The organism is Amycolatopsis sp. NPDC050768, assembly GCF_040654155.1.
GTDB lineage: Bacteria > Actinomycetota > Actinomycetes > Mycobacteriales > Pseudonocardiaceae > Amycolatopsis.
In genome coordinates this window covers 99,310-120,374 of record NZ_JBFAHL010000022.1, presented here as the reverse complement: position 1 = coordinate 120,374, position 21,065 = coordinate 99,310, and the positions used below count along the sequence as shown (strand labels likewise).

Annotated in this window: 16 protein-coding genes and 1 pseudogene; 5 read left to right on the top strand and 12 right to left on the bottom strand. The window is 71.6% G+C overall.

Going from position 1 to position 21,065, the window contains the following annotated elements:
- Positions 1–2,793 carry a transcriptional regulator gene (locus AB0H62_RS43075; RefSeq protein ID WP_360592139.1) on the bottom strand — a complete coding sequence of 931 codons (2,793 nt, stop codon included), beginning with the start codon at positions 2,791–2,793 and terminating at the stop codon, positions 1–3.
- A 154-nt stretch (positions 2,794–2,947) separates the two neighbouring features.
- Between AB0H62_RS43075 and AB0H62_RS43070 the strand changes: the two genes are divergently transcribed.
- A complete protein-coding gene (locus AB0H62_RS43070; RefSeq protein WP_360592138.1) occupies positions 2,948–4,435 on the top strand; it encodes a sialidase family protein in 1,488 nt (495 codons plus the stop codon).
- Between the two features lie 63 nt (positions 4,436–4,498).
- On the opposite strand, the gene AB0H62_RS43065 is transcribed toward AB0H62_RS43070, so the two are convergent.
- From AB0H62_RS43065 to AB0H62_RS43045, 5 genes are all read right to left on the bottom strand, one after another.
- Entirely contained in the window at positions 4,499–6,088 is a 1,590-nt protein-coding gene (locus tag AB0H62_RS43065; RefSeq protein WP_360592137.1) for an ABC transporter ATP-binding protein, read from the bottom strand.
- 11 nt (positions 6,089–6,099) lie between these two features.
- On the bottom strand, positions 6,100–6,972 hold the full coding sequence (locus AB0H62_RS43060; RefSeq protein ID WP_360592136.1) for an ABC transporter permease: 873 nt from the start codon (positions 6,970–6,972) through the stop codon (positions 6,100–6,102).
- Positions 6,969–7,925: an ABC transporter permease gene (locus tag AB0H62_RS43055; protein WP_220240382.1), complete on the bottom strand. Its 957-nt coding sequence runs from the start codon at positions 7,923–7,925 to the stop codon at positions 6,969–6,971. The genes AB0H62_RS43060 and AB0H62_RS43055 overlap by 4 nt, the downstream gene beginning before the upstream one ends.
- Before the next feature lie 3 nt (positions 7,926–7,928).
- Complete coding sequence (locus tag AB0H62_RS43050) at positions 7,929–9,560, bottom strand: ABC transporter substrate-binding protein (RefSeq protein WP_220240383.1); 1,632 nt, start codon at positions 9,558–9,560, stop codon at positions 7,929–7,931.
- A gap of 138 nt (positions 9,561–9,698) precedes the next feature.
- Complete coding sequence (locus tag AB0H62_RS43045) at positions 9,699–11,489, bottom strand: gamma-glutamyltransferase (protein WP_220240384.1); 1,791 nt, start codon at positions 11,487–11,489, stop codon at positions 9,699–9,701.
- Positions 11,490–11,559: 70 nt separating this feature from the next.
- Between AB0H62_RS43045 and AB0H62_RS43040 the strand changes: the two genes are divergently transcribed.
- Positions 11,560–12,435: a LysR family transcriptional regulator gene (locus AB0H62_RS43040; RefSeq protein ID WP_220240385.1), complete on the top strand. Its 876-nt coding sequence runs from the start codon at positions 11,560–11,562 to the stop codon at positions 12,433–12,435.
- Positions 12,436–12,542: 107 nt separating this feature from the next.
- Here the strand turns inward: AB0H62_RS43040 and AB0H62_RS43035 are convergent, their stop codons facing one another.
- Positions 12,543–13,208, bottom strand: a complete 666-nt coding sequence (locus tag AB0H62_RS43035) for a hypothetical protein (RefSeq protein WP_360592135.1) — start codon at positions 13,206–13,208, stop codon at positions 12,543–12,545.
- 585 nt (positions 13,209–13,793) lie between these two features.
- Positions 13,794–14,654, bottom strand: coding sequence for an SAM-dependent methyltransferase (locus tag AB0H62_RS43030; RefSeq protein WP_354870330.1), 861 nt, complete (start codon positions 14,652–14,654; stop codon positions 13,794–13,796).
- Between the two features lie 200 nt (positions 14,655–14,854).
- Between AB0H62_RS43030 and AB0H62_RS43025 the strand changes: the two are divergent.
- Positions 14,855–15,687: pseudogene (locus AB0H62_RS43025) on the top strand (4-hydroxyphenylacetate 3-hydroxylase C-terminal domain-containing protein); the annotation flags it as partial.
- A gap of 12 nt (positions 15,688–15,699) precedes the next feature.
- Here the strand turns inward: AB0H62_RS43025 and AB0H62_RS43020 are convergent.
- The 4 genes from AB0H62_RS43020 to AB0H62_RS43005 all read right to left on the bottom strand — a co-directional run bounded on the left by AB0H62_RS43020 (position 15,700) and on the right by AB0H62_RS43005 (position 19,296).
- Positions 15,700–16,533, bottom strand: a complete 834-nt coding sequence (locus AB0H62_RS43020) for a DMT family transporter (RefSeq protein ID WP_360592134.1) — start codon at positions 16,531–16,533, stop codon at positions 15,700–15,702.
- Positions 16,534–16,723: 190 nt separating this feature from the next.
- Positions 16,724–17,533 (bottom strand): DNA-formamidopyrimidine glycosylase family protein, encoded by an 810-nt coding sequence (locus AB0H62_RS43015; protein ID WP_360592133.1) that lies wholly within the window; start codon positions 17,531–17,533, stop codon positions 16,724–16,726.
- Positions 17,534–17,636: 103 nt separating this feature from the next.
- Positions 17,637–17,765 carry a hypothetical protein gene (locus AB0H62_RS43010; RefSeq protein WP_255637995.1) on the bottom strand — a complete coding sequence of 43 codons (129 nt, stop codon included), beginning with the start codon at positions 17,763–17,765 and terminating at the stop codon, positions 17,637–17,639.
- Between the two features lie 85 nt (positions 17,766–17,850).
- Positions 17,851–19,296, bottom strand: a complete 1,446-nt coding sequence (locus AB0H62_RS43005) for an aldehyde dehydrogenase (protein ID WP_360592132.1) — start codon at positions 19,294–19,296, stop codon at positions 17,851–17,853.
- Positions 19,297–19,471: 175 nt separating this feature from the next.
- Between AB0H62_RS43005 and AB0H62_RS43000 the strand changes: the two genes are divergently transcribed.
- Together AB0H62_RS43000 and AB0H62_RS42995 are read left to right on the top strand one after the other, a co-directional pair.
- The gene (locus tag AB0H62_RS43000; RefSeq protein WP_220240391.1) at positions 19,472–20,287 is read left to right on the top strand and encodes a fumarylacetoacetate hydrolase family protein; all 816 of its coding nucleotides are present in this window, start codon (positions 19,472–19,474) and stop codon (positions 20,285–20,287) included.
- Positions 20,284–21,054, top strand: coding sequence for a fumarylacetoacetate hydrolase family protein (locus AB0H62_RS42995; protein ID WP_220240392.1), 771 nt, complete (start codon positions 20,284–20,286; stop codon positions 21,052–21,054). Before AB0H62_RS43000 ends, AB0H62_RS42995 begins: the two co-directional genes overlap by 4 nt.
- Positions 21,055–21,065: the final 11 nt, after the last annotated feature.

Here is a 21,065-nt window from a genome sequence, read left to right as displayed (position 1 = left end):
CTACGCGCCGTTGTCACTCTTGGCGGCGTGCGGGTCCGGCGGGTTGACGACCGGCAGGTTCCACGCCCGGCGGAACGCGCTGATGGTCAGCCAAGCGAGCCGTGCGTTGACGGGGAAGAGCTGCCGGACCGACGTGAGGGTGTCGAACGACGCGTCTCCCTCGCCGCGCCCGCGTTCGAGATCCGCCGGGCCGAACACCGGGCCGAACACTTCGAGGACGGTGCCGAGGTAGTACAGGTGCCCGAGCGTTTCGAGCTGAAGCCGGTGCAGTGCAACGGTTTCGGTCGTCACCGCAGCGGTGACCGGTGGCTGAGCCGCGGCCGTCAGCAGTGAAGCGCCGTCAGCCACGGCATGGGCGTCGACGTGCCGGACCAGCTCGCTCACGGCGACGTCGTCGAAGGTGTCGCGGCCCACGACCGTGCGCAGGGCCGCCCGCTTGTCCCGCAGTTCCTCCCCGACGAGCCGGTGCGCCACGTCGGCCAGCTGCCCGGCCGAGCCGAGCACCTGCCGAGTCACGCGGATCAGCTCGCGGGGCAGCCCGCCGGCCAGGCAGTGCGCCAGGCACACGAACGGTTCCGGCAGCCCCAGCACGCGCCGGTTCAGCAGCTGCCGCGCGTCGCCGAGCCGCAGGTACTCCAGCCGGAAGATGCTGTCGAACGTGCTGTCGAACGCGTCGCGCACCGGCAGCCCACGGCGTTCGAACGACGCCAGCGCGTCCTCCGACACCGAGACCAGCAGCAGGAAACCGGGCACGTCGAAAGTCAGCACCGCCTTGATCTCGTTGACGAAATCCTGGGCCGCCTCCGCCGAGACGATCTTGTCCAGCTCGTCGAGGATGACGACCACGGACGGCGTCGCCATCTGCGGCAATCCGCGGACGCAGTCGACCGTCACCTCGAGGAAGGCGCTGAACTCGTGCACGATCTGCGGATACGTCAGCGGCTGCCGGGTGGTCTCCCGAGAGCCGCTCACGCCGGCTTCGGCACCGACCGGCAGGCCGACTTTCCCCGACCAGCCCGACGTGTGCTTCTGCTGGTACCGGATCCGGCCGAGGTTGCCCTCCGCGACAGCCTTCAGCGCCCGCACGTCGCCGGGTTCGAGGCCGGGCTGCTCGCGAACGTCGGCCGGCTCCGGTGACGACACGCCGCGGCGGCGCCGCGCCAGAGTCGCGACACCGGCCACGCCCAGCAGCGTCACGAGCGTCCACCAGTTCGCCGTGAGCCAGGTCCGCAGGTCGGCCTGCGGGCTGCGCAACGTCAGTGACCCCAGGAGACCGACGATGACCCACGCGACCACCACAGCGGCGAACGGCCACGCCCGGCGCAGCACCGGCCACACCGCCGACCACCGGCTGGGCCGGTCCACGACCTCGGCGCCCTCGGACTCGCAGAACCTGATCACCGCCTCGCACATCCGCGAGTGGAGGTGCAGCACGAACTCGCGCGCGTCGTAGCGCACCGGGACGCTCTCCAGCAACGCGATGTGCACGCGGTTCGGGTCCAGGAACCGGCCCGCCTGGTACGCCTCCAGCAGCGTCGACTTGCCCACGCCGCGCGGGCCCGCCATCCCGACCGCGCCGCCGCGGATGCCCGAGAGCAAGGACCGCAGCCGCCGGGCCGCGTCGGTGTCCAGGAAGACCTGCTCACCGGGCCGCATCTGGCCGAGCGCACCGCGATCGAGCTCGGGCAGCTCCGTGCTGAACGGCGGGTCGAGCACCGCGGCGAGGTGCAGCCGCACGCTCTGCTCGACCTGCGCCACAGCGGCTTTCGTCCACTCTTTGCTCGCTGTCTCGCGGGCCAGCTCCAGCTGGTCGCGGCGGCGGGTCCACGCGGGACTGCCGAACCGGGCGGGATCCCGCGAGAGCCGCGCGGGCACGGAGCTGAGCAGGAGCGGACCGCCGAAGACCGCGATCAGCGAGCACAGCACGTCGGCCACCACCCACGCGGTCCATTCCCCGCCCGCTGCGGTGAAAACCGGGCTGAGGATCGCGGCCGCCGCCACCGTGACGAGCAGTTCCCGCCAGACGACCGGACCCGGGACGCGCCGGCCCGGCGGCTCGTCCTTGAGCTTCATGAACCCGATCGCCGTCACCATGAACAGCGCGAACGCGGCGACGAGGCCGAGGGCGACCCAGACGATCACCGCCCAGAACGGGCCCATGCTCTCGCGCGAGGAGGGCCACAGCCGCAGGATCAGCAACAGGTACGTCGTGGCGAAGCCGGTCAGGAACGGCCAGCCCGCACCGCCGAGGGCCGGTTCGCCGTTCAGCCGCCGACCCGCCCGCGCGACGGCGAGGTATGCCGGCCGGAGCAAGGTGAATCCCGTGACCACCACTGCCGCCGACACCCAGAAGTGCGCGGCCGGGCTCAGCGGGGTCTGCAGCAGCTGCCAGACGACGACCGGCACCAGGACACCGAGCCACAGGGCGGAACCCAGCAGTGCGTGGGCGACCTTGTCGCGCGGGTCGGGTTGCCCGGCCGCCTGCTGGGGCGGGGTTTCGTGCGCGTCGAGGGCCTGGCGGGCCTGGCGCAGCACGGAGATCTGCTCGTTGGTCTCGCTGAGCAGCGTGTCCGAGTCGCCGGTGACCCGCTGCACGACCTCCGTCCGAACGCCCTCGTCCCGCACCCGGTGAGCCACGGTCACGTCCGGGGATTCGGCGAAGAAGCCGAGCATGGCCTCGGCGGTGGGCTTGATCAACTCGCGCAGCTCTTCGACGAGCTCGTCGCGGACCGGTTCGGCGTTCTTCGCTGGTTCCGGCAGGGCATCGGCGAGGGACTGTGGCGGCGCGGTCACAGCGCGGAATCCTATCGGGGCGAACGCCCCCACACCGGCGATTCCGGAAACTTCGGCCTCGCGGCGCGCCGAGAACAATCGCCGTTGTACGGCGCTTGTACGGTCCGCCGCGATCCTGGCCGCACTTCACAGGCGTCAGGACGGAGCCGGGATCATGGGATTGAGACGTTTCGCGACCGGGGTGCTGGCGGCCGCCGCCGCGGCCGCGGGGCTGGGGGCGCTGCCCGCCGCGCCCGCATCGGCCGACGTGGCGAGCACGGTGGTGTTCCAGGCGAACACCGGAGGGTACGACTGCTTCCGCATTCCCGCGGTGGTGAAGGCGCACAACGGGGACCTGCTCGCCTTCGCCGAGGGACGGCACACGGGGGCCGACTGCGCGGACATCGGTGATGTGGACGTGGTGCTCAAGCGGTCGAAGGACAACGGCAAGACATGGAGCGCGTCGACCATCGCGGTGCAGGGATTCGGCGACACCAAGGACAACGCGGTGCCGATCGTGCTGCCGACGGGCCGGGTCGTGCTGCTGACCGAGATGCAGTGCGTGAAGTCGGCGGCGTGCGGGCGGGTGCCGCGCGTGAGCTACAGCGACGACAACGGCGCGACCTGGACGGCCCCCAAAGCGCTCACCGCGCAGCTCGGTTTCTCCGCGGCGCCGAACTGGCTCGCGACCGGCCCCGGCCACGGCATCGTGCTGCAGCACGGCGCGCACGCCGGCCGGCTCGTGGTCGGCATGGGCTACCAGGTGACCCCGTCGAGCCCGAACTTCGGCACGCTGATCTACAGCGACGACCAGGGCGTGACGTGGCATCTGGGCGCGTCGGACCAGGCAGCCGACCCGAACACGCTGAACCCGCAGGAGATCAGCGTCACCGAGCTCGCCGACGGGCGCATCTACGCGGCCGCGCGCAACGACCACTACTCGAAGCCCGCCGACGCCTGCGCCATCCACAACCGCGCCTTCGCGATCAGCTCCGACGGCGGGGCGACGTTCGACAAGAAGTTCGCCGTGGAGACCGGTCTGACGACCCCGCAGGTGCAGGGCTCGGTGCTGGAGATGAGCGCCACGACCGCCGGCGGCGCATACGACCGGCTGCTGTTCGCCGGACCGTCCACTTGCGACCGGCGCAAGGAGCTGCGCGTGCGCTCGTCCTTCGACGAGGGCGGCACGTGGACGAGCGATGCGAACAGCCTGCTCGTGTGGGGCCAGGACGCGTCCTACACAGACCTGATCTCGCTGGGCCCGACGTCGGTCGGCCTGCTGTACGAGGCCGGCCCCGAGTTCCAGGCCGACGCCGGTATCCGCTGGTCCATGGTGTCGGAGACCCAGCTCGGCGCCCCGGCCTGCGGCACCGGCTACGGCGTGATCGACTCGGCCCCGCTGGGCACGGCGGGCACCGCGTACCTGTCCTACAACGCGGCCAACGGCCAGAACTGCGTCAGCACCATGAAGAAGACCGGCGCGGGCGCGCCGTCGCAGACCTCGGCCTACCTGCAGGTGGAGGGCGCGACGCGCAAGACGGACTCGGGCGCGTTCTCCTACTACGCCGGCCCGGTGTCGGCGGCCGCGGCGGGCAAGTGCGTGCAGTGGGGTGGCGCGATCGGCGCGGACAAGTACGACAGCCCCCTCGAACACTGCGGTTGATCGGAAACTGCGACTGAAACCAGGGGTCCTCCGGCTCGACAAGGCCGGAGGACCCCTGGCTCGTCACGAGGTGAACGTGCCGGCCCCGGGCACTGCATCGAGCAGTTGCAGGGTGTACGGATCGGCCGGCGAGGACAGGACCTCGCCGACCGGCCCGTGCTCGACGACACGGCCGGCCTGCATCACGAGCACGTCGTGGGCCAGCGACCGGACCACGGCGAGGTCGTGGGAGATGAACAGGTAGCTCAGCCCGAGTTCCTCCTGCAGGTTCCGCAGCAGGCCGAGGATCTGGTCCTGCACCAGCACGTCCAGCGCCGACACCGGTTCGTCGCACACGACCAGCCGGGGACGTACGGCCAGCGCGCGGGCGATGGCGACGCGCTGGCGCTGGCCGCCGGACAGCTCGTGGGGATAACGCTGGGCCAGCGCGGCGGGCAGCGCCACCTGGTCGAGCAGCTCCGCCACCTGCCGGCGCCGCGACGCGCGATCGCCGACGCCGAACGTCCGCAGCGGCTCCGTGATCAGCCGCTCGACCGTCCACATCGGATCGAGTGACGCGTACGGGTCCTGGAACACCGGCTGCATCGCCCGCCGGGCGGCTCGCAGCCGGGCGCCGCGCAGGCCGACGACCTCGGCGCCGTCGAGGCGGATCGTGCCGGACGTCGCGGGCACGAGGCCGAGCACCATGTGCGCGGTGGTCGTCTTGCCCGAACCGGACTCGCCGACGATCGCCGTGGTCCGCCCGTGCCCGACGGTGAACGACACGTCGTCCACGGCCCGCAGCGCACCGCCGCCGCCGCGCACGCGGTATTCCTTCGCCACGTGCGACACCTCGAGCACCACGTCAGCGGCCGCCGAGGCCTCGCGCATCGGGCCGGTCAACGACGGAGCCGCCGCCACCAGCCGCTGCGTGTAGCCTTCCCGCGGCTCGGTCAGCACCCGGCGCGCCGGGCCGGTCTCGACGATCTTGCCCTCGGACATCACCACGACCCGGTCGGCCCGGTCCGCCGCCAGCCCCAGGTCGTGCGTGACCAGCAGCAATGCCGTGCCCAGTTCCTGCGTGAGCTTCTCCAGGTGGTCGAGGATCTGCCGCTGCACGGTCACGTCGAGCGCGGAGGTCGGCTCGTCCGCGATGAGCAGGTCGGGCCGGCAGGCCAGGCCGATCGCGATCAGCACGCGCTGGCGCATCCCGCCCGAAAACTCGTGCGGGTACTGGCGTGCCCGCCGCGCCGGTTCGGGGATCCCGGCCTCGCCGAGCAGTTCCACCGCGTGAGCCCACGCCTCCCGGCGCGAGCACATCCGGTGCGCCACCAGGGTTTCGGCGACCTGCCGGCCCACCCGCGCCACGGGGTTGAGGTTGGACATCGGGTCCTGCGGCACCAGCCCGACCTCGCGTCCGCGCAGGCGGCGCAGCCGTTTCTCCCCGGCGTTTGTGAGGTCCTCGCCGCGCCACCGGATCGCGCCGCCGGTGATGCGCCCGGCGCCGGGCAGCAGGCCGATGACCGCGTGGGCGGTGGTGGACTTGCCGGAGCCGGACTGCCCGACGACGGCCACGCGTTCGCCCGGTGCCACCTCGAGGCTCACGCCCCGCACGGCCGGGGTGCGGCCGAAGGACACCTCGAGGTCGCTGACTACCAGGAGCGGTTCGGTCATCGTGGTCCCCTTCACCGCGTGCTCTTCGGGTCCAGCGCGTCGCGCAGGGCGTCGCCGAACAGGTTGAACCCCAGGCAGATCAAGGCGAGCGCGATCCCGGGGAAGATGCCCGGCCAGGGGGTGCGGAACAGGTACTGCTGCGCGTCCGACAGCATGATCCCGAGGCTCGGCGCGGGCGGCTGGATGCCGAGGCCGAGGAACGACAGCACTGCCTCGCCGATGACCGCGACCGGCATGATCACCGTGGCCTGCACGATGATCGCCGAAGCGGCGTTGGGCAGCACGTGCTGCCCGAGGATCCGCCACGGCCCGGCGTGCATCGTGTTCGCGGCGAGGACGAAGTCGGTTTCCTTGAGCCGCAACGTGTCGGCGCGCACCACGCGGGTCATCGTCGGGATCTGCGCGATGCCGAGTGCGATCGCGGCGTTGGTGAGGCCGCCGCCGTTGATCGCGGCGAGCCCGACGGCGACGATCAGGAACGGGAACGCCAGCATGAGGTCCGCGAGCCGGGAGATCAGCGCGTCGAGCCACCGCCAGTACCCGGACAGCAGCCCGAGCGGCACGCCCACGACCACGGCGAACAGCACCGACAGGGCCCCGACCTCCAGCGACGCGCGCGTGCCGTAGAAGACGCGGGAGAGGATGTCGCGGCCGAGGTCGTCGGTGCCGAGGGCGAACCCGACCGTGCCCGGCTGCTGGAACGGCGTCTCGAAGTGCACCGCCGTCGGCGCGTACGGCGCCAGCAGCGGCGCGAACACCCCGGCGATCATGACGATCAGCAGCAGCACACCGCCGATCACGCCCAGCGGGTTGTGCAGGAGCCGGCGCGTCACGCGGCCGTGGACACGGCCCAGTGGCGCGGGGGTTTCGGCGGCGATCGTCATCGGGTCCTCCCGGAGACTCGCAGGCGTGGGTCGATGACCGTGTAGAGGAAGTCGACGAGCAGGTTGATCACGATGTAGGCCGCCGTGATCACGAGGACCACGGCCTGGATCACCGGGTAGTCGCGGGTGAAGACCGAGTCCAGCGTCAGCTTGCCGATGCCCGGCAGGCTGAAGATGCGCTCGGTGACCACGGCGCCCGCGATGAGCCCGCCGAGTTGGAGCCCGACGATGGTGGTGACCACGATGAGGCTGTTGCGCAGGCCGTAGCGGAAGATCACCGCGGCGCGCCCGAGTCCCTTCGCCCGCGCGGTGCGCACGAAGTCGGCGGTGAGAGTCTCGACCATCGACGAGCGGGTCTGGCGCTGCACCACCGCCGCGTGCGTGAGGCCGAGGATCACCGCGGGCAGCGTGAGGTAGTAGATCCCGCGCAACGGCTGGTCGAACGGCGAGACGTAGCCGGACGCGGGGAACCACCGCAGCTGCACGGACAGGTAGAGCACGGCGAGGATGCCGAGCCAGAACGTCGGCACCGACAGTGCGAACAGCGAGAAGCCGTTGGCGCCCCACTCGGGCCAGCGACCGCGGAACACCGCGGCGACGACTCCGGCGAGCACGCCGATCAGAACGGCGACCAGCATCGCGAACACCGCGAGCTGCACCGTCACCGGCAGGGTCGCGCCGATCATCTCCCGCACCGGCGTGCCGGTGCGCACGGACTTGCCGAAGTCACCGGTGAGCGCGTGGCCGACGAACTTGAAGTACTGCACGGGCAACGGGTCGTCGAGCCCGAGCTGCGCCCGCACGGCCGCGATGGCGGCGGGGTCGGCTTCCTCGCCGGCCATCGCCGTGGCGGGGTCACCGGGCAGCGCGCGCACGCCGATGAAGACCACGATCGAGGCGAGCACCAGCGTCAGGGCGGACTGCCACAGGCGGTGGAGCAGGTAACGTCCCACGGCTCAGCCCTCCTGGCTGCCGGTGAACGCGGCCTTGCCGAGCCGGACCACCCCGTCGGCGTACACCTGGATGCCGGTGACGCGGGTGGAATGCACGGTGAGGTTGCGGACCCGGTAGGTGTAGACGATCGGGTTCTGCTGCTGGATCAGCTGCACGGCCTGCCCGTAGAGCGCGGCGCGCTGCTTCGTGTCGATGCTGCGTGCGGCGTCCGACAGCAGGTTGTCCAATGTGGATGAGTTGAAGCCGCCGTAGTTTCCGCCCGAGCCGGTGGAGAGGAAGCGCGCGGTGTTGGCGTCCGGGTCGATGCGGCCGGACCAGCCGAGCATCAGTGCCTCGAAGGTGCCGCGTTTCTGGACGTCCAGCAGGGTGGAGTACTCGACCGGCACGATCTGCACGGCGAACCCGCCCTCGGCGACGCTGGCCTGCAGGGCCTGGGCGTATCGCAGCTGGTCCTGGGTGTTGGTCACCTGCAACGAGATCGGGAACGGCACGGGCACGCCGGCCTCTTTGAGCAGTTGCCGTGATTTTGCCGGATCGAACGGCGGGCAGGCGTTGCTGGCGGCCGACGAGTAAGGCGTCTTCGGGGCGACGGGGGAGCAGGCGGGGTCGAACCAGTTGTTGAAGACGGTGTCGACGAGCGTCTGCCGGTCCAGGGCCAGGGAGAAGGCGAGGCGGATGCGGGGATCGTTCGCGATGGGTTTGTCGATGTGCTTCGTGGGTTTGCCGACGCCGTCGACGTTCCCGGTGTTGAAGGTGACGCTCTGGTAGCCCAGGGAAGGGGATTGCAGCACCTTGAGATCCGGGTCCTGCGCGAGCGCGTCGACGTCCTGGGGCGAGATCGTGTCGGCGACCTGGATGTCACCCGAACGCAGGTTCGCCGCGCGAATGTTGGCGTCGGTCATGATCCGGTAGGTGATCGTGTCGAGGTGGACGTCTTTGGCGTCGTAGTACAGCGGGTCGCGCTCGACGTCGATCTCGGTCTGCGGCACCCGTTTCACGAACTTGAACGGGCCGACGCACACGGGGTTCTCGCCGAAGTCGTCGCCCTCTTTCGCGAGTGCGGCGGGCGACATGATCATGCCGGCGCGGTCGGCGAGCGCCGCGGTGATCGGGGCGAAGGGCTTCTTGTAGTGCAGCACGACGTGGCTCTTGTCGGGCGCGTCGATGCGGCTGATCGGGCCCATTTCGCTTTTGCGCTGGGAGGTTTTGAGCTCGAAGTGCCGACGCAGGCTCGTCGCGACGGCCGGGGCGTCGAACGGGGTGCCGTCGGCGAAGACGATTCCGGTGCGCACGGGGATCGTGACGGTGAGCCCGTCGGGGGAGACCACCGGCAACGCGGTGGCCAGCTGCGGCACGATGGTGCTGGTGTCGTCGATGTCGTAGAGCTTTTCGCAGATCGTGGTCATCACGTAGCGCGTGTAGAGCGAACTGGACGTGGTGGGGTCGAGTTTGTCGGGCTCATTGGACAGGCCCATGACGAGGTCGCCGCCGCGCTGGACCGTTCGGTTGCCGACGGGGGTGCCGAAGTCGTCGCGGTGCTCGCTGCGAGCGCTCGCGTGTTGCACGGGTACGCACGCCGTGAGTGTCAGCACCGCCAGCCCGGCCAGGAGGGGGAGCAGGGACCGAGGAGACATGGCGAACAACGTACGTCGGTTTTTCCCCCACTCCATTTCCGGCTGGTTAATGCGTGTTAAATCGTTATTCGCCGAAAATGGGCATGCCGAAAAGCGGGCCCGGGAATCGGGTCCGCTTTTCGGCGGGATGTGCGGTGATTATCGCCCGGCGGCATACCCCTGCATTCCGCGGGGGTTCGCCGCGGCCGAGAGAACGCCGGTCTCCGGGTCGCGGGCGACGGCGCACAACCTCCCTTCGGACCAAGGTTCTCCGACGGTCACGAGGTGGCCCCGGCGCTCCAGTTCGGCGATGACGTCGTCGCCGATCCGCGATTCCACGGTGACGCTGCCGGCCACCATCGCGCGCGGGTAGAACGAGCCGGGGAAACTGTCGGTGTGCCAGTTGGGCGCGTCGATTGCGCCCTGCAGGTCGAGGCCGCTGCGCACTTTTTCGCGCAATGCGACGGCGAGGAAGAAATGCGCGTTCCACTGGTCCTGCTGGTCGCCGCCGGGGGTGCCGAAAGCCATCACGGGCACGCCGTCGCGCGATGCCAGCGACGGTGTGAGCGTGGTGCGCGGGCGCTTGCCCGGGGCCAGCGAGTTGGGCAGGCCGGGGTCGAGCCACGCCATCTGCAGCCGGGTGCCGAGCGGGAACCCGAGCCGCGGGATGACCGGGTTGGACTGCAGCCAGCCGCCACTCGGCGTCGCGGCGATCATGTTGCCCCACCGGTCGACCACGTCGAGGTGGCAGGTGTCGCCGCGCGTCGCCCCGTCCTTGGCGACGGTGGGCTCACCCGCGCCGGCGGCCGTGGCCACGGCGCCGCCGCTCGCCACGTACTGGGCGTGCTTGCTCAGGCGTGGTTCCCGGCCGTCGGGGCGGCCCGGGCGCAGCTCGTGCGACGCGTGTTCGCCGATCAGCTTGCGGCGGGTTTCGTTGTAGGCGGGGGAAAGCAGCGTGGTGATGTCGACGTCGGCGCTGTCGCCGTACCAGGCTTCGCGGTCGGCCATCGCGAGCTTCGTGCCCTCGATGAGGGTGTGGTAGTAGTCCGGCGTGGCGTAGTCCAGACCGTCCGCGTCCGGCAGGAGTGCGAGCTGCTGCAGCAGCGTCGGGCCCTGGCTCCACAGGCCGGCTTTCGCGATGGTCCAGCCGTTCCAGGTGAACGTGACCGGGTCCTCGTAGGTCGCGCGGAAGGCGGCGAGGTCGTCGCCGGTCAGGGTGCCGGCGTGGCGTTCGCCGGACGTGTCCATGGTGGGCTTCGCCGCGAACTCGGCGATGGCTTCGGCGATGAAGCCCTCGCGCCAGACCTTGCGGGCGGCTTCGATCTGCGTCTCGCGGCTCGCGCCGGCGGCCTCGGCCTCGGTGATGAGGCGGCGCCAGGTGTTCGCGAGAGCGGGGTTCTTGAAGAGCTCGCCGGGCTTCGGTGAGCGGCCGCCGGGGAGGTAGAGCTCGGCGGAGGTGGTCCACTCGGTCTCGAACAGCTCGCGGACGGTCTCCACGGTGGCGCCCACGCGGTCCACGGCCGGGTGGCCGTTTTCGGCGTAGGAGATCGCGTACTTGAGGACCTCGCGCAGCGGCTTGGTGCCGTGGTCGTGCAGGAGCAGCAGCCACGCGTCGACCGCGCCGGGCACCGCGGCGGCGAGCGGGCCGGTGCCGGGCACGAGGTCAAGGCCGAGCGAGGTGTAGTGCTCGATCGTGGCGCCGGCCGGCGCGCCCCCCTGTCCACAGAGGACCTTCGGCGTGCCGTCCGCCGGCGCGACGATCATCGGCACCTCGCCGCCGGGGCCGTTGAGGTGCGGTTCGACGACGTGGAGCACGAACGCGGCCGCGACGGCGGCGTCGTAGGCGTTGCCGTCGTCTTCGAGCACGGCCATCGCGGCGGCCGAGGCGAGCCAGTGGGTGGACGACACCATTCCGAAGGTGCCCTGCAACGTGGGACGGGTCTGGAACATCCCTGCATCGTCGCGCGTACGTCGGCGTACGTCAAAGACATGTATGACACCGTTGCGATAGCCTGATGCTATGGAACGTCGGCAGCTCGAGTACTTCGTCGCGATCGTCGAGCACGGCGGCTTCACCCACGCGGCGCGGGCGCTGCGGGTGGCCCAGCCGTCGCTGTCGCGCGCGATCGCCAAGCTGGAGCACGAGCTCGGTGTGGCGCTGTTCCACCGCGTCGGCCGCAACGCCGTGCTCTCCAGCGCGGGCGAGTTCATGGCCGACCGCGCGCGGTTGGTTCTCCGCGACCTCGACGCCCTGCGCGCCGCGGCCCGGGCCGTCGGTGACGGTCTCGCCGGGCGCGTCGACGTGGCGGCCACGTCGTCCTCCGCGCTGGAACCGGTGATCAGCATCATCGCCGACCTGCGCGAACGTCACCCGGGCGTGCTGGTGAGCACCTCCTCGGCGCTGTCGGCGGCGGAGGTCGTGGCGATGGTCCTGCAGGGCCGCTGCGAGGCCGGCGTCTGCGGCAGCGCGGAGCGTCCGACCGGCCCCGGCTTGGTGGCCCACCACCTGCGCGACGAGGAGTTCCTGCTGGTCGCGCCCCCGGGCTCGGGCGTCAGCGACCCGGTCGAGTGGTCCGACCTGCGGGGGATGCGCTTCGTTGTCACCAAACCCGCCACGGCCGTGCGCGCACTGTTCGACCGCATCGCCGCGACCGTCCCGGACGTCTCCATCGCCGCCGAAGTGGGCGACCGCAGCGTCGTCCTCCCGATGGTCCTGCGCGGCATCGGCGCCGGCCTCATGCCCGACGGCTGGACCGACCTGGCCCGCCGCGCCGGCGCAGAGGTGGTGCGCTTCTCGCCGGCCGAACGGTTGCCGCAGTGGCTGGTGCACCGGTCGGGGCCGATCACGGCGGCTACGCAGGCATTTCTCGACACGACGTTGGCGGGCGTTTCCTGAGACGTGGTCGGAGCCGCTGTAGTCGCCCTTCGGATTCCGGGCTTGCGGGGATGTTCGATCGCCGTCGCCACCTCGCATGCCTTGCTGATCAGGCCGCGGCGTAGGCGTCAGCTGAACTTGGCCGAAGCCATCATCCCGTCGAAAGCCGCGTCCTCAGCGGGGGTGCTGGAGTGTTCGACGATGAGGAGTTTGCTGGTGGGCAGCCACCACATGCGGACCTGGTTGTTCTGCGCCGGGTCCTTGCAGGTTTCCTGGAAGCGCGCGTATTCGGCCTTCTTCGGGCCGACCGGGGCGAAGCCGTGTTCCAGGACCGCGCCGCCGGTGGCTTCGGAGGCGACGCCGGGGTCGGCGGACGGGCCAATGCACGTGGGGACGTCCGTGCCGGGGTACCAGCCGAACGCGCGCGTCGAGCTGGGGAGGTTGATCATGCCTCCGTCGGCGGCCTGGCGCAGGTCCAGGATCTTGCCCGCGCACGCGAAGGTGGCCGACTGCAGGCAGCCCTCGTAGCCGGGGTCGCGCGACTCGACGGCGTACTGCGTGCCGGCGGGGAGGGTGACGGTCATGGTGGCGATGGTCGCGGTGGCGCCGTCGGTGGAGGGGTAGGACGGTCGCGTGGAGGGGCCGGGGGAGCCGGTGCCCGGCGAGCCGCCGAGCTGACCGACGTCACCCGCCGGGCGGGGCTGGGCTTGGCCGGTGGTGGTCTGCGTGCAGGCCGTCAACGCCACCGTCGCCGCGAGTGTGACGGTTGCCAGAAACCAGGATCTTCTTCGCACCGCTGCCCCTTTCCTCAGGTCCCCGGTGACTTCGACGTCGACGAGCGGCGCCGGTTCCGGTGCAGGGCAAAGGTTAGGCCACGGGCCCGGGCCGCCCGCGGAGTGCGTTCGCGGGCGGCCCGGGGCGCGGTCAGCGAGGGGTGCCCGGGGGTTGTCGGCGTCTTCTGGGAGCCGCCGAAGCGGGTCGGGGTGACCGCAGAGGCCGGCGCGGCTGCCGGCACCGCGATCGCCGCCGCCGGCGCGAGGCTCGCTATCGCGCGCAGAAGGGTGTTTTGCATGCGTCTCCTGTCGGGACACATCCGAAGCGGGCCGCGGATTCCCGGGTGTCCTCAAGCGTCAAGTGGGAACGCACTGGCCGACAAGGCTTTCGACCCAGTTCGAAATCGGTTGCAACCCCTGGACACCACTGCCACGGTCAGCAGGCAGATACGGACCGAAGGGACGGACGCTCAGCCGAACACCGCGCGGTGCCGGCCCACAAAGCGCGCGACGGTTCGCGCGGCGTCGAGCATCGCGAGCTCGTGGCCGGTCTGGGCCGGGCTCATCACGCCGAGCCGACGTTGCCGCTTGCGCCGGTCGCGAGGATCACGGCTTGCGCGCGATGCCGCCGACGATGAGGCGCTGGGCCACGTTCATTCCGGACAGCAGGGGACCGGCCGGCCACCAGGCCGCCAGCGGCACGATCTCCGGCTCGGCGCCCGGGCCCTGCGGCACGAGCTCGAGACCGTGGAACAGCTCGCGGATCTCCGCGCGGGTGCGCATGGTGGCGCCGCCGAGCGCGCCGCTGCGCACGGTCTCGATGAGCTGCTCCATGGCCTGCGCGTCGTCGGAGCCGTCGTGCGGGTCGAGGATGTGGGAGATCACCACGAACGAACCCGGCGGCAGCCGGTCGATGAACTCCTGCGTGACCTCGGCCGGGCGGCCGCGGTCGCCTTTCCAGTGGTGCAGCGTCGCGACGAACAGCAGCGCGATCGGCCTGGTCCAGTCCAGGTGGCCGCGCACCACTTCGTCGTCGAGGATGCTGGCCGGCCGGTAGATGTCGCCCTCGACGTAACGGGTGCGCTCGTTCTCTTCGAGCAGCGCGCGTCCGTGCGCGGTGACAACCGGGTCGAAGTCGGTGTACACGACCTTCGCCTCGGGGTTGACGCGCTGCACGACCTGGTGCACGTTCTCGGCCGTCGGCAGGCCCGAGCCGCAGTCGAGGTACTGGTCGATCCCGGCGTTGCGCGCGAGGAAGGTGCACGCGCGGATGAGGAACGCCCGGTTCTCGACGGCGAGGTCGCGCACCTCCGGCATCTTCTCCGCCAGCTCGCGGGCGACCTTGCGGTCCACCTCGTAGTGCGTGTTGCCGCCCAGCAGGTAGTCGTACACGCGCGCGACGCTCGCCCGGTTCGGGTCGACGCCCGGTGGGCTGTCGAGTGCCGATCGGTCCGCGGGCTGCGACATCCGGGTGCCTCCTCGGTTTGCGTGGCCGGTACGACACCGAGGGTAGGGGTTCGCAGGTCACCGCGTAAAACCGGGCGGCGCGGTTCACGCGGCGCGCGGGACCGCCTGCGCGGCCGCCGCGACGCGTTCGCGCAGCCAGCAGCGGCCAGGCGTCGTCGGTGTGGCGCGGGTTCCGGAACATCGCCTCGGGGGCCGACAAGTTCCGGGACGTCGACCGAGGCCGCGCCGACGCGCTGGCGGAGACGCCGATGCTGAGCGTGGTGTCCCAGGGCGACGACGGCATCGTCGTGCGCGGCTCGAAGGCGACGGGCACCTCGCTCGCCTTCGTGAACGAGCTGCTGATCGGCAACCTGTGGCGCCCGGGCCAGACGCCCGAGCAGACCGTGTACGCGCTCGTGCCGGTGAACTCCGAAGGACTCTCGCTCGTCTGCCGGGACTCCAACGCGACCCCGGACGCCGATCCGCGAGACCTGCAAGGCCTTCGTGATCGCCGCCGAGGAAACGGGGTTCCTCACCGCCGGCGGGCTGTTCAAGCCGAACAACGTCTACGTCGACCTCGGCCGCGCCCACTACCTCGAGCACATCCACGACGTGGTCAACCAGCTGATCGAGTTCTGCGGCCGCGGGGTCGTGATGGCGCCGACGAAGGCCGATCTCGACCACCCGTACCTCGGTCCGAAGCTGGAGGAGGCGCTGCGCGGGCCGGCCATCAGCGCGCGCGACCGCGTGAGCATCTTCCGCCAGATCAGCGAGCGCTACCTGACGCAGTGGGGTGCGCGCCAGAAGATGTTCGAGAAGTTCAACGGCACCCCGCTCTACCTCGTGCGGCTGCTGACGATACAGCGCACCGAGTACCAGGTGGACGGTCCGCTGACCGAGCTCGCACGGCAGGTCCTCGGCTTCGGCGACACCGCGCAGCTCGCCGCCCGCGCGGCCGAGGCCGAGGCGACGTCGGCTTACGCGTCGGTGAAGTACCAGCCGGAGTACGCGCGCGAGTCAGGACGTGCGCGACGGGTATTTCAAGCCGGCCTGATGCCGGGCGGGGTCACGGCTGGCCGAGCGTGATGGCCGTGACCCCGGCCGCCGCGATGACGAGGCCGGTGATCTGGGGACGGCTCCAGCGTTCGTGCAGCAGGCCGCGCGCGAGGACGATCGTGATGGCGGGGTAGAGCGACGTGATGACCGCGACCACGGCCAGCTGGCCCGCCCCGGTGGCGGCGACGAACAGCAGGTTGGCCGCGCCACCGAGGATCCCGGCGGCGGTCGCCGGCCACCATGCGCGCGACCACGACGTCGGCCGCAGCCAGATCGCGGCGATCACCAGCAGGAGCACGCCGACGGACTGGCCGGCGACCAGCGGCCAGCTGCCCGCCCCCGTGCCCGCGCGGTCGAGGCCGATGAACAGGACCCCGAACCCGGCGCCGGCGATCACGCCCTCGACCACGCCGGACCGCTGGCGTTCCGCGTCGTCGCCCTGGTGCTGCGAGACGAGCGCGATGGCCGGCAGCACCAGCGCGATCCCCACCCACGACAGCCACGCCAGCCGGTCGCCCGTCGCGAACCCGACCAGCGCGGGCAGCGCCGCCGCGAGCACCGCGGAAACAGGCGCGACCACGCTCATCCGGGCCGTGGACAGCCCCCGGTAGAGTGCGAACGTGCCGACAGCCGTGCCGAGCCCGCTCACCGCGCCCCACGCGAGCTCCTCGGCGTGCGGGGCGCGCGGGCCCATCACCAGCACGGCGACCAGGGCCGCGAGCAGGCTCCACGGCTGCGCGAGGACCGTGACGGCGTTCGGGTCGCTGCGCCGCCCGCCCACGCCGGCGACGAAATCGGAAGCGCCGTAGCTGAGCGCGGACAACAACCCCAGAAGGACACCCACGGGTCCATTCTGCCGAGTTCCCGTCGGGCCGGGATCGCGACGTCGGTGAGGGAGCCGGGGGGCCTCGGCGGAACGGCTTCCAGCCGAGCCGTCCTCGCACACCGGCGACCCGGCGCACGACCTCGCCGTCCGCGAGCCAGGAGCGCCGCGAGCTGCTGCGCCCCAGGGCGCCTCGCCGGTGGTTCCGGAGTCAGTGAGGGAGCTGCTGCTCCGCGCTGCACCACCAGCTCGTGCGCCCGCCGATTTTGCCGCGGGCCATGGGCGCGTGGTCGCGCGGGCATTGGGCGCCGGGTTTGCGGTAGGGGATCACGGTGAGGGTGTGGACGCCGCCGTGGTCGAGGGCGGCGGTGACGGAGCCGCGGGTGGCGCGCAGGAGGCGGTCGACGGCCGGGCGGTCGAGCTCGTCGACGCGGTGGGCCGGGTGCACGCGGGCGCGCCAGAGGATCTCGTCGGCGAGGAGGTTGCCGATGCCGGCCAGGGCGTGCTGGTCGAGCAGGCGCGCCTTGACGGGCGCGGTGCCCTTGGTGATCGCGGTGCGGAACTCGGCGGGCGTGACCGCGGCGGCGTCGGGGCCGAGCAGCTCGATGTGCGGGTCGAGGGTGATGCGGCCGAGGCGGCGCGGGTCGACGAGCATCATGAGGCCGCCGTCGTCGAAGGTGAGGGCGAAGCGCGACCAGCGGTAGTCGCCCTGCACGCGGCGGCCTTCCCAGTAGTCGCCGCCGTCGATCTCGGTGCCGTCGGCGTCGGCGATCACGATCTTGCCGGACATCCCGAGGTGCACGCCGAGCGCGGGACCGTCGTCGGCCGTGTCGCACCACAGCGATTTGCCCCGCCGGTGCGCGGCCACGAGCCGGCGTCCGAGGAGCGCCTCGCGGATCTCCCCGGGCGCGTGGGGCCGGCACACGTAGGAATCGGTGTCGTCGACGTCGACGATCAACCGGCCGAGCGCGGCCCGGTCGATCACCGATCGGGCCGACTCGACCTCGGGCAGTTCGGGCACGGGCGACTCCGCGGCTCGGGGTGGACACGACGGCGACCATTGTCACCGACGCGATGCGATCCGGGCCGGTGACCCGCGAGCCCCGCGGATCACCGGCCGTGCGTCACTGGCAGGCTTCGCAGTCCGGGTCGTCGATGCGGCACGAGGCGCCGTCGGTGAGCTCGAAGTCGAAGTCGTCGAGCACGGGCACGGGCAGGGCCTCGGCCGTCTCGGGCGCGGTGGAAGCAGTCATGTCTCTCCCTCGGGTCGGAACTGGTGTCTCCCTTCTGTAGCGCCGAAGATCGTCCGGCATTCCGTGACCCGGACCACAACGCGCGTCAGAACTGGTAGATCGACTTCGCCTGCTGGTAGCTCGCGAGCCCGTCCGGCCCGAGCTCGCGCCCGATGCCGCTTTGCTTCACGCCACCGAAGGGGGCGGCGAGGTCCGGGACGTACCCGTTGATCCCGATGGATCCGGTGCGCACGCGGGCGGCGAGCGCGAGGCCGCGGTCCACGTCGGCGGTCCAGACGCTGCCGGCGAGGCCGTAGTCGGAGTCGTTGGCCAGCGCCACGGCTTCGTCGTCCGTGTCGTACGGCGTCACCGTGAGGACGGGGCCGAAGATGTCCTCGCGGGCGACGGGCCAGCGGTTGTCCACCTCGGCGAGGACGGTCGGCTGCAGGAACCAGCCGTCGTCCAGCCCGCGCGGCCGCGCGCCACCCGTGACCAGGCGGGCGCCGTCTTCGAGGCCGCGGGCGATCGCGTCCTCGACCGTCTGCCGGTGGCGCTGCGACACCAGCGGGCCGATCTGCGTGGCGGGGTCGAGCGCGTCGCCCACGGTCAGCGAGCCGGCGAACGCGGCCAGGGTGTCCACGACTTCGGTGTAACGGCTGCGCGGCGCGAGCACGCGGGTGGAGAGGAAACACGTCTGCCCGTTGTTGACGAGCATCGCGCCGAACAGTGCCTCGCCCACCCGCGCCAGGTCGAGGTCGGCGTCGTCGAGCACCACGGCCGCCGATCGCCCGCCCAGCTCGAGGATCACCGGGCGGATCAGCGTGCCGCAGATCTCGGAGATCCGCCGCCCGATCGCGGTGGACCCGGTGAACGCCACCAGGTCCACGCCGGGGTGGCCCACGAGGTAGGAACTGGCGTCTGCTTCGGCGGGCACGACGTTGAGCACACCCGGCGGCAACCCGGCCTCGATCGCCGCTTCCGCGACGGCCCGGGTGTCGAGCACGGTCTGCGGCGACGGCTTGAGGATCACCGTGCACCCGGCGGCGAGCGCGGGCGCGTACTTCTGCGCGGCCAGCGCCTGCGGGAAGTTCCACGGCGCGACCGCGGCGACCACACCGGCGGGTTCGCGCCGGACGTGCGTGGTGCCGCCGAACATCCCCGGGTTGCTGGTCTGCTCCGGCTGCGTGCGCACGAGTCCCGCGAAGTAGCGCAGCATTGCGGAGGGGAATTGCGCTTCGATCTGCCCGGAGACGGCGATGGGCATGCCGTTCTGCTCGCTCACCGCCCGAGCCGTCTCCGCACCGCGCCGGTCGAGGGCCGCGGCGAACCGTTCGAGCGCGTCGGCGCGCTCCGAGACCGGCCACGTGGCCCAGCCGGCCGGATCGTCGAACGCGCCGCGCGCGGCGGCCACCGCCCGGTCCACGTCGGTGCGGTTCGCGGACACCGTGGTGCCGAGCGGTTTTCCGGTGCCGGCCGACCAGACGGAGATCGTCTCCGTACCGGCCGAAGCAGCCCATTCGCCGCCGATGAAAAGGGATTCACTGGTCGTCATTGCCCACTCTCCCTGGAGAAACGGTTCTCGCCCGCCGAGCCAACCGCGGTGATCGACACCGCTCCACGGATCGGTCCACTGGGCGGGCCCCGAACCTGAGCCGGCTGCTGGAGAACCGGTCCATTGGCCGAACCGTCCGGGTGTTTTCGCGCTCGGCGGCCCGCACGCTGCCTGCATGGCACTCAGTGAAGAGGACGTCCGGCACCTCGCCGGCGAGCTGTGGGAGGCGGAGCGCAAGGCCGCTCCGGTCGCCCCCATCACCGGCAGGTTCCCCGGCGCGAACGTCGAAGACGCGTATGGCATCCAGCTGGAGGGCGTGCGGCTTCGTTGCGAGGCCGGCGATTCCGTGCGCGGGCACAAGGTCGGGCTCACGGCCCGGGTGATGCAAACGCAGTTCGGTGTGGACCGGCCCGACTTCGGCCACCTGCTCGCGTCGATGTTCCACCCGGAAGGAGAACCGCTGCCCGTCGGCTCGCTCATCGCCCCGCGAGTGGAGCCCGAGCTGGCGTTCGTGCTCGACTCCCCGTTGCGGGGCCCCGGCGTGACCGTGGCCGACGTGCTCGCCGCGACCGCGTTCGTGATGCCGGCGCTGGAGATCATCGACTCGCGCATCCAGGACTGGCGGATCGGCATCGTCGACACCGTGGCGGACAACGCGTCGTCGGCGCGCGTGGTGCTCGGCGGCAAGCGCACCCCGATCGCGGGGCTCGACCCGCGGCTGATCGGCGTGGTGCTGCGGCGCAACGGCGAGATCGTCGAGACGGGTGCGAGCGGCGCGGTCCTGGGGAACCCGGCGCAGGCCGTCGCGTGGCTGGCCAACACCGTGGCCGGCGACGGCGTGGTGCTCAAGGCGGGCGACGTGATCATGCCCGGCACCTGCACGCGCGCGGTCGAGCTCAAGCCCGGTGACACCGTGCGCGCGGACTTCGAGCACCTGGGCCATGTCGGCGTCTCCTTCAGCGCCGCCCGCGCCGCGGAGGTGGCCGCGTGACCGGCGTACGGATCTGGGCGGGCCGGCTCGACGACGCCGCCACCACGCAGGCGACGGTCGCGCCGCTGACCACCGACGGCCTGGCCGACCTCCGCACCGCCTACGAGGTGCAGGACACGCTCGTCCGCCTGCGGCTAGACCGCGGCGAACGCCTGGTCGGCGGGAAGCTCGGCCTGACCAGCCGTGCCAAACAGCTCGCGATGGGCGTGGACAAACCGCTCTACGGCCTGGTCACCAGCGGCATGAGCCGCGCATCGGGCTCGCGCCTGTCGCTGAAGGACCTGATCCACCCGCGCGTCGAGCCGGAGATCGCGTTCGTGCTCGGCGAGGCGCTGGAAGGCCCCGACGTCACGGTCTCCGACGTCCTGGGCGCGACGCGGTACCTCTGCGCCGCGCTCGACGTGATCGACAGCCGCTACGAGGGGTTCTCCTTCCGCCACCTCGACGCGATCGCGGACAACGCGTCCTCCGCGGCCTTCGCGTTGGGCGACGACCTGGTCGCGCCGCACGGAGATCTCGCGTTGACGGGCTGTGTGCTCGAGGTCGACGGGCAGGTCGTCGAGTCGGCGGCCGGCGCCGCGGTGATGGGCCACCCGGCCGCCGCCGTCGCGTTCATGGCCAACCAGCTCGCCCTGGCCGGGAAACGTCTCGAGGCCGGCTGGGTCGTGCTCTCGGGCGGGCTCACCGCACCTGTTCCGTTGAGGGCCGGTTCGACCGTGACCGCGACGCTCAGCGGGCTCGGCAGCGTCACCCTCGGCGCGGAATAAGGGAAAGGGAC

Excerpts from the sequence above, each read along its gene's own strand:
- AB0H62_RS43005 (WP_360592132.1), bottom strand. The coding sequence starts at position 19,296 with ATGACGACCAGTGAATCCCTTTTCATCGGCGGCGAATGGGCTGCTTCG.
- AB0H62_RS43040 (WP_220240385.1), top strand. The coding sequence starts at position 11,560 with ATGGAACGTCGGCAGCTCGAGTACTTCGTCGCGATCGTCGAGCACGGC.
- AB0H62_RS43000 (WP_220240391.1), top strand. The coding sequence starts at position 19,472 with ATGGCACTCAGTGAAGAGGACGTCCGGCACCTCGCCGGCGAGCTGTGG.
- AB0H62_RS43060 (WP_360592136.1), bottom strand. The coding sequence starts at position 6,972 with ATGACGATCGCCGCCGAAACCCCCGCGCCACTGGGCCGTGTCCACGGC.
- AB0H62_RS43070 (WP_360592138.1), top strand. The coding sequence starts at position 2,948 with ATGGGATTGAGACGTTTCGCGACCGGGGTGCTGGCGGCCGCCGCCGCG.
- AB0H62_RS43045 (WP_220240384.1), bottom strand. The coding sequence starts at position 11,489 with ATGTTCCAGACCCGTCCCACGTTGCAGGGCACCTTCGGAATGGTGTCG.
- AB0H62_RS43065 (WP_360592137.1), bottom strand. The coding sequence starts at position 6,088 with ATGACCGAACCGCTCCTGGTAGTCAGCGACCTCGAGGTGTCCTTCGGC.
- AB0H62_RS43030 (WP_354870330.1), bottom strand. The coding sequence starts at position 14,654 with ATGTCGCAGCCCGCGGACCGATCGGCACTCGACAGCCCACCGGGCGTC.
- AB0H62_RS43010 (WP_255637995.1), bottom strand. The coding sequence starts at position 17,765 with ATGACTGCTTCCACCGCGCCCGAGACGGCCGAGGCCCTGCCCGTGCCC.
- AB0H62_RS43050 (WP_220240383.1), bottom strand. The coding sequence starts at position 9,560 with ATGTCTCCTCGGTCCCTGCTCCCCCTCCTGGCCGGGCTGGCGGTGCTG.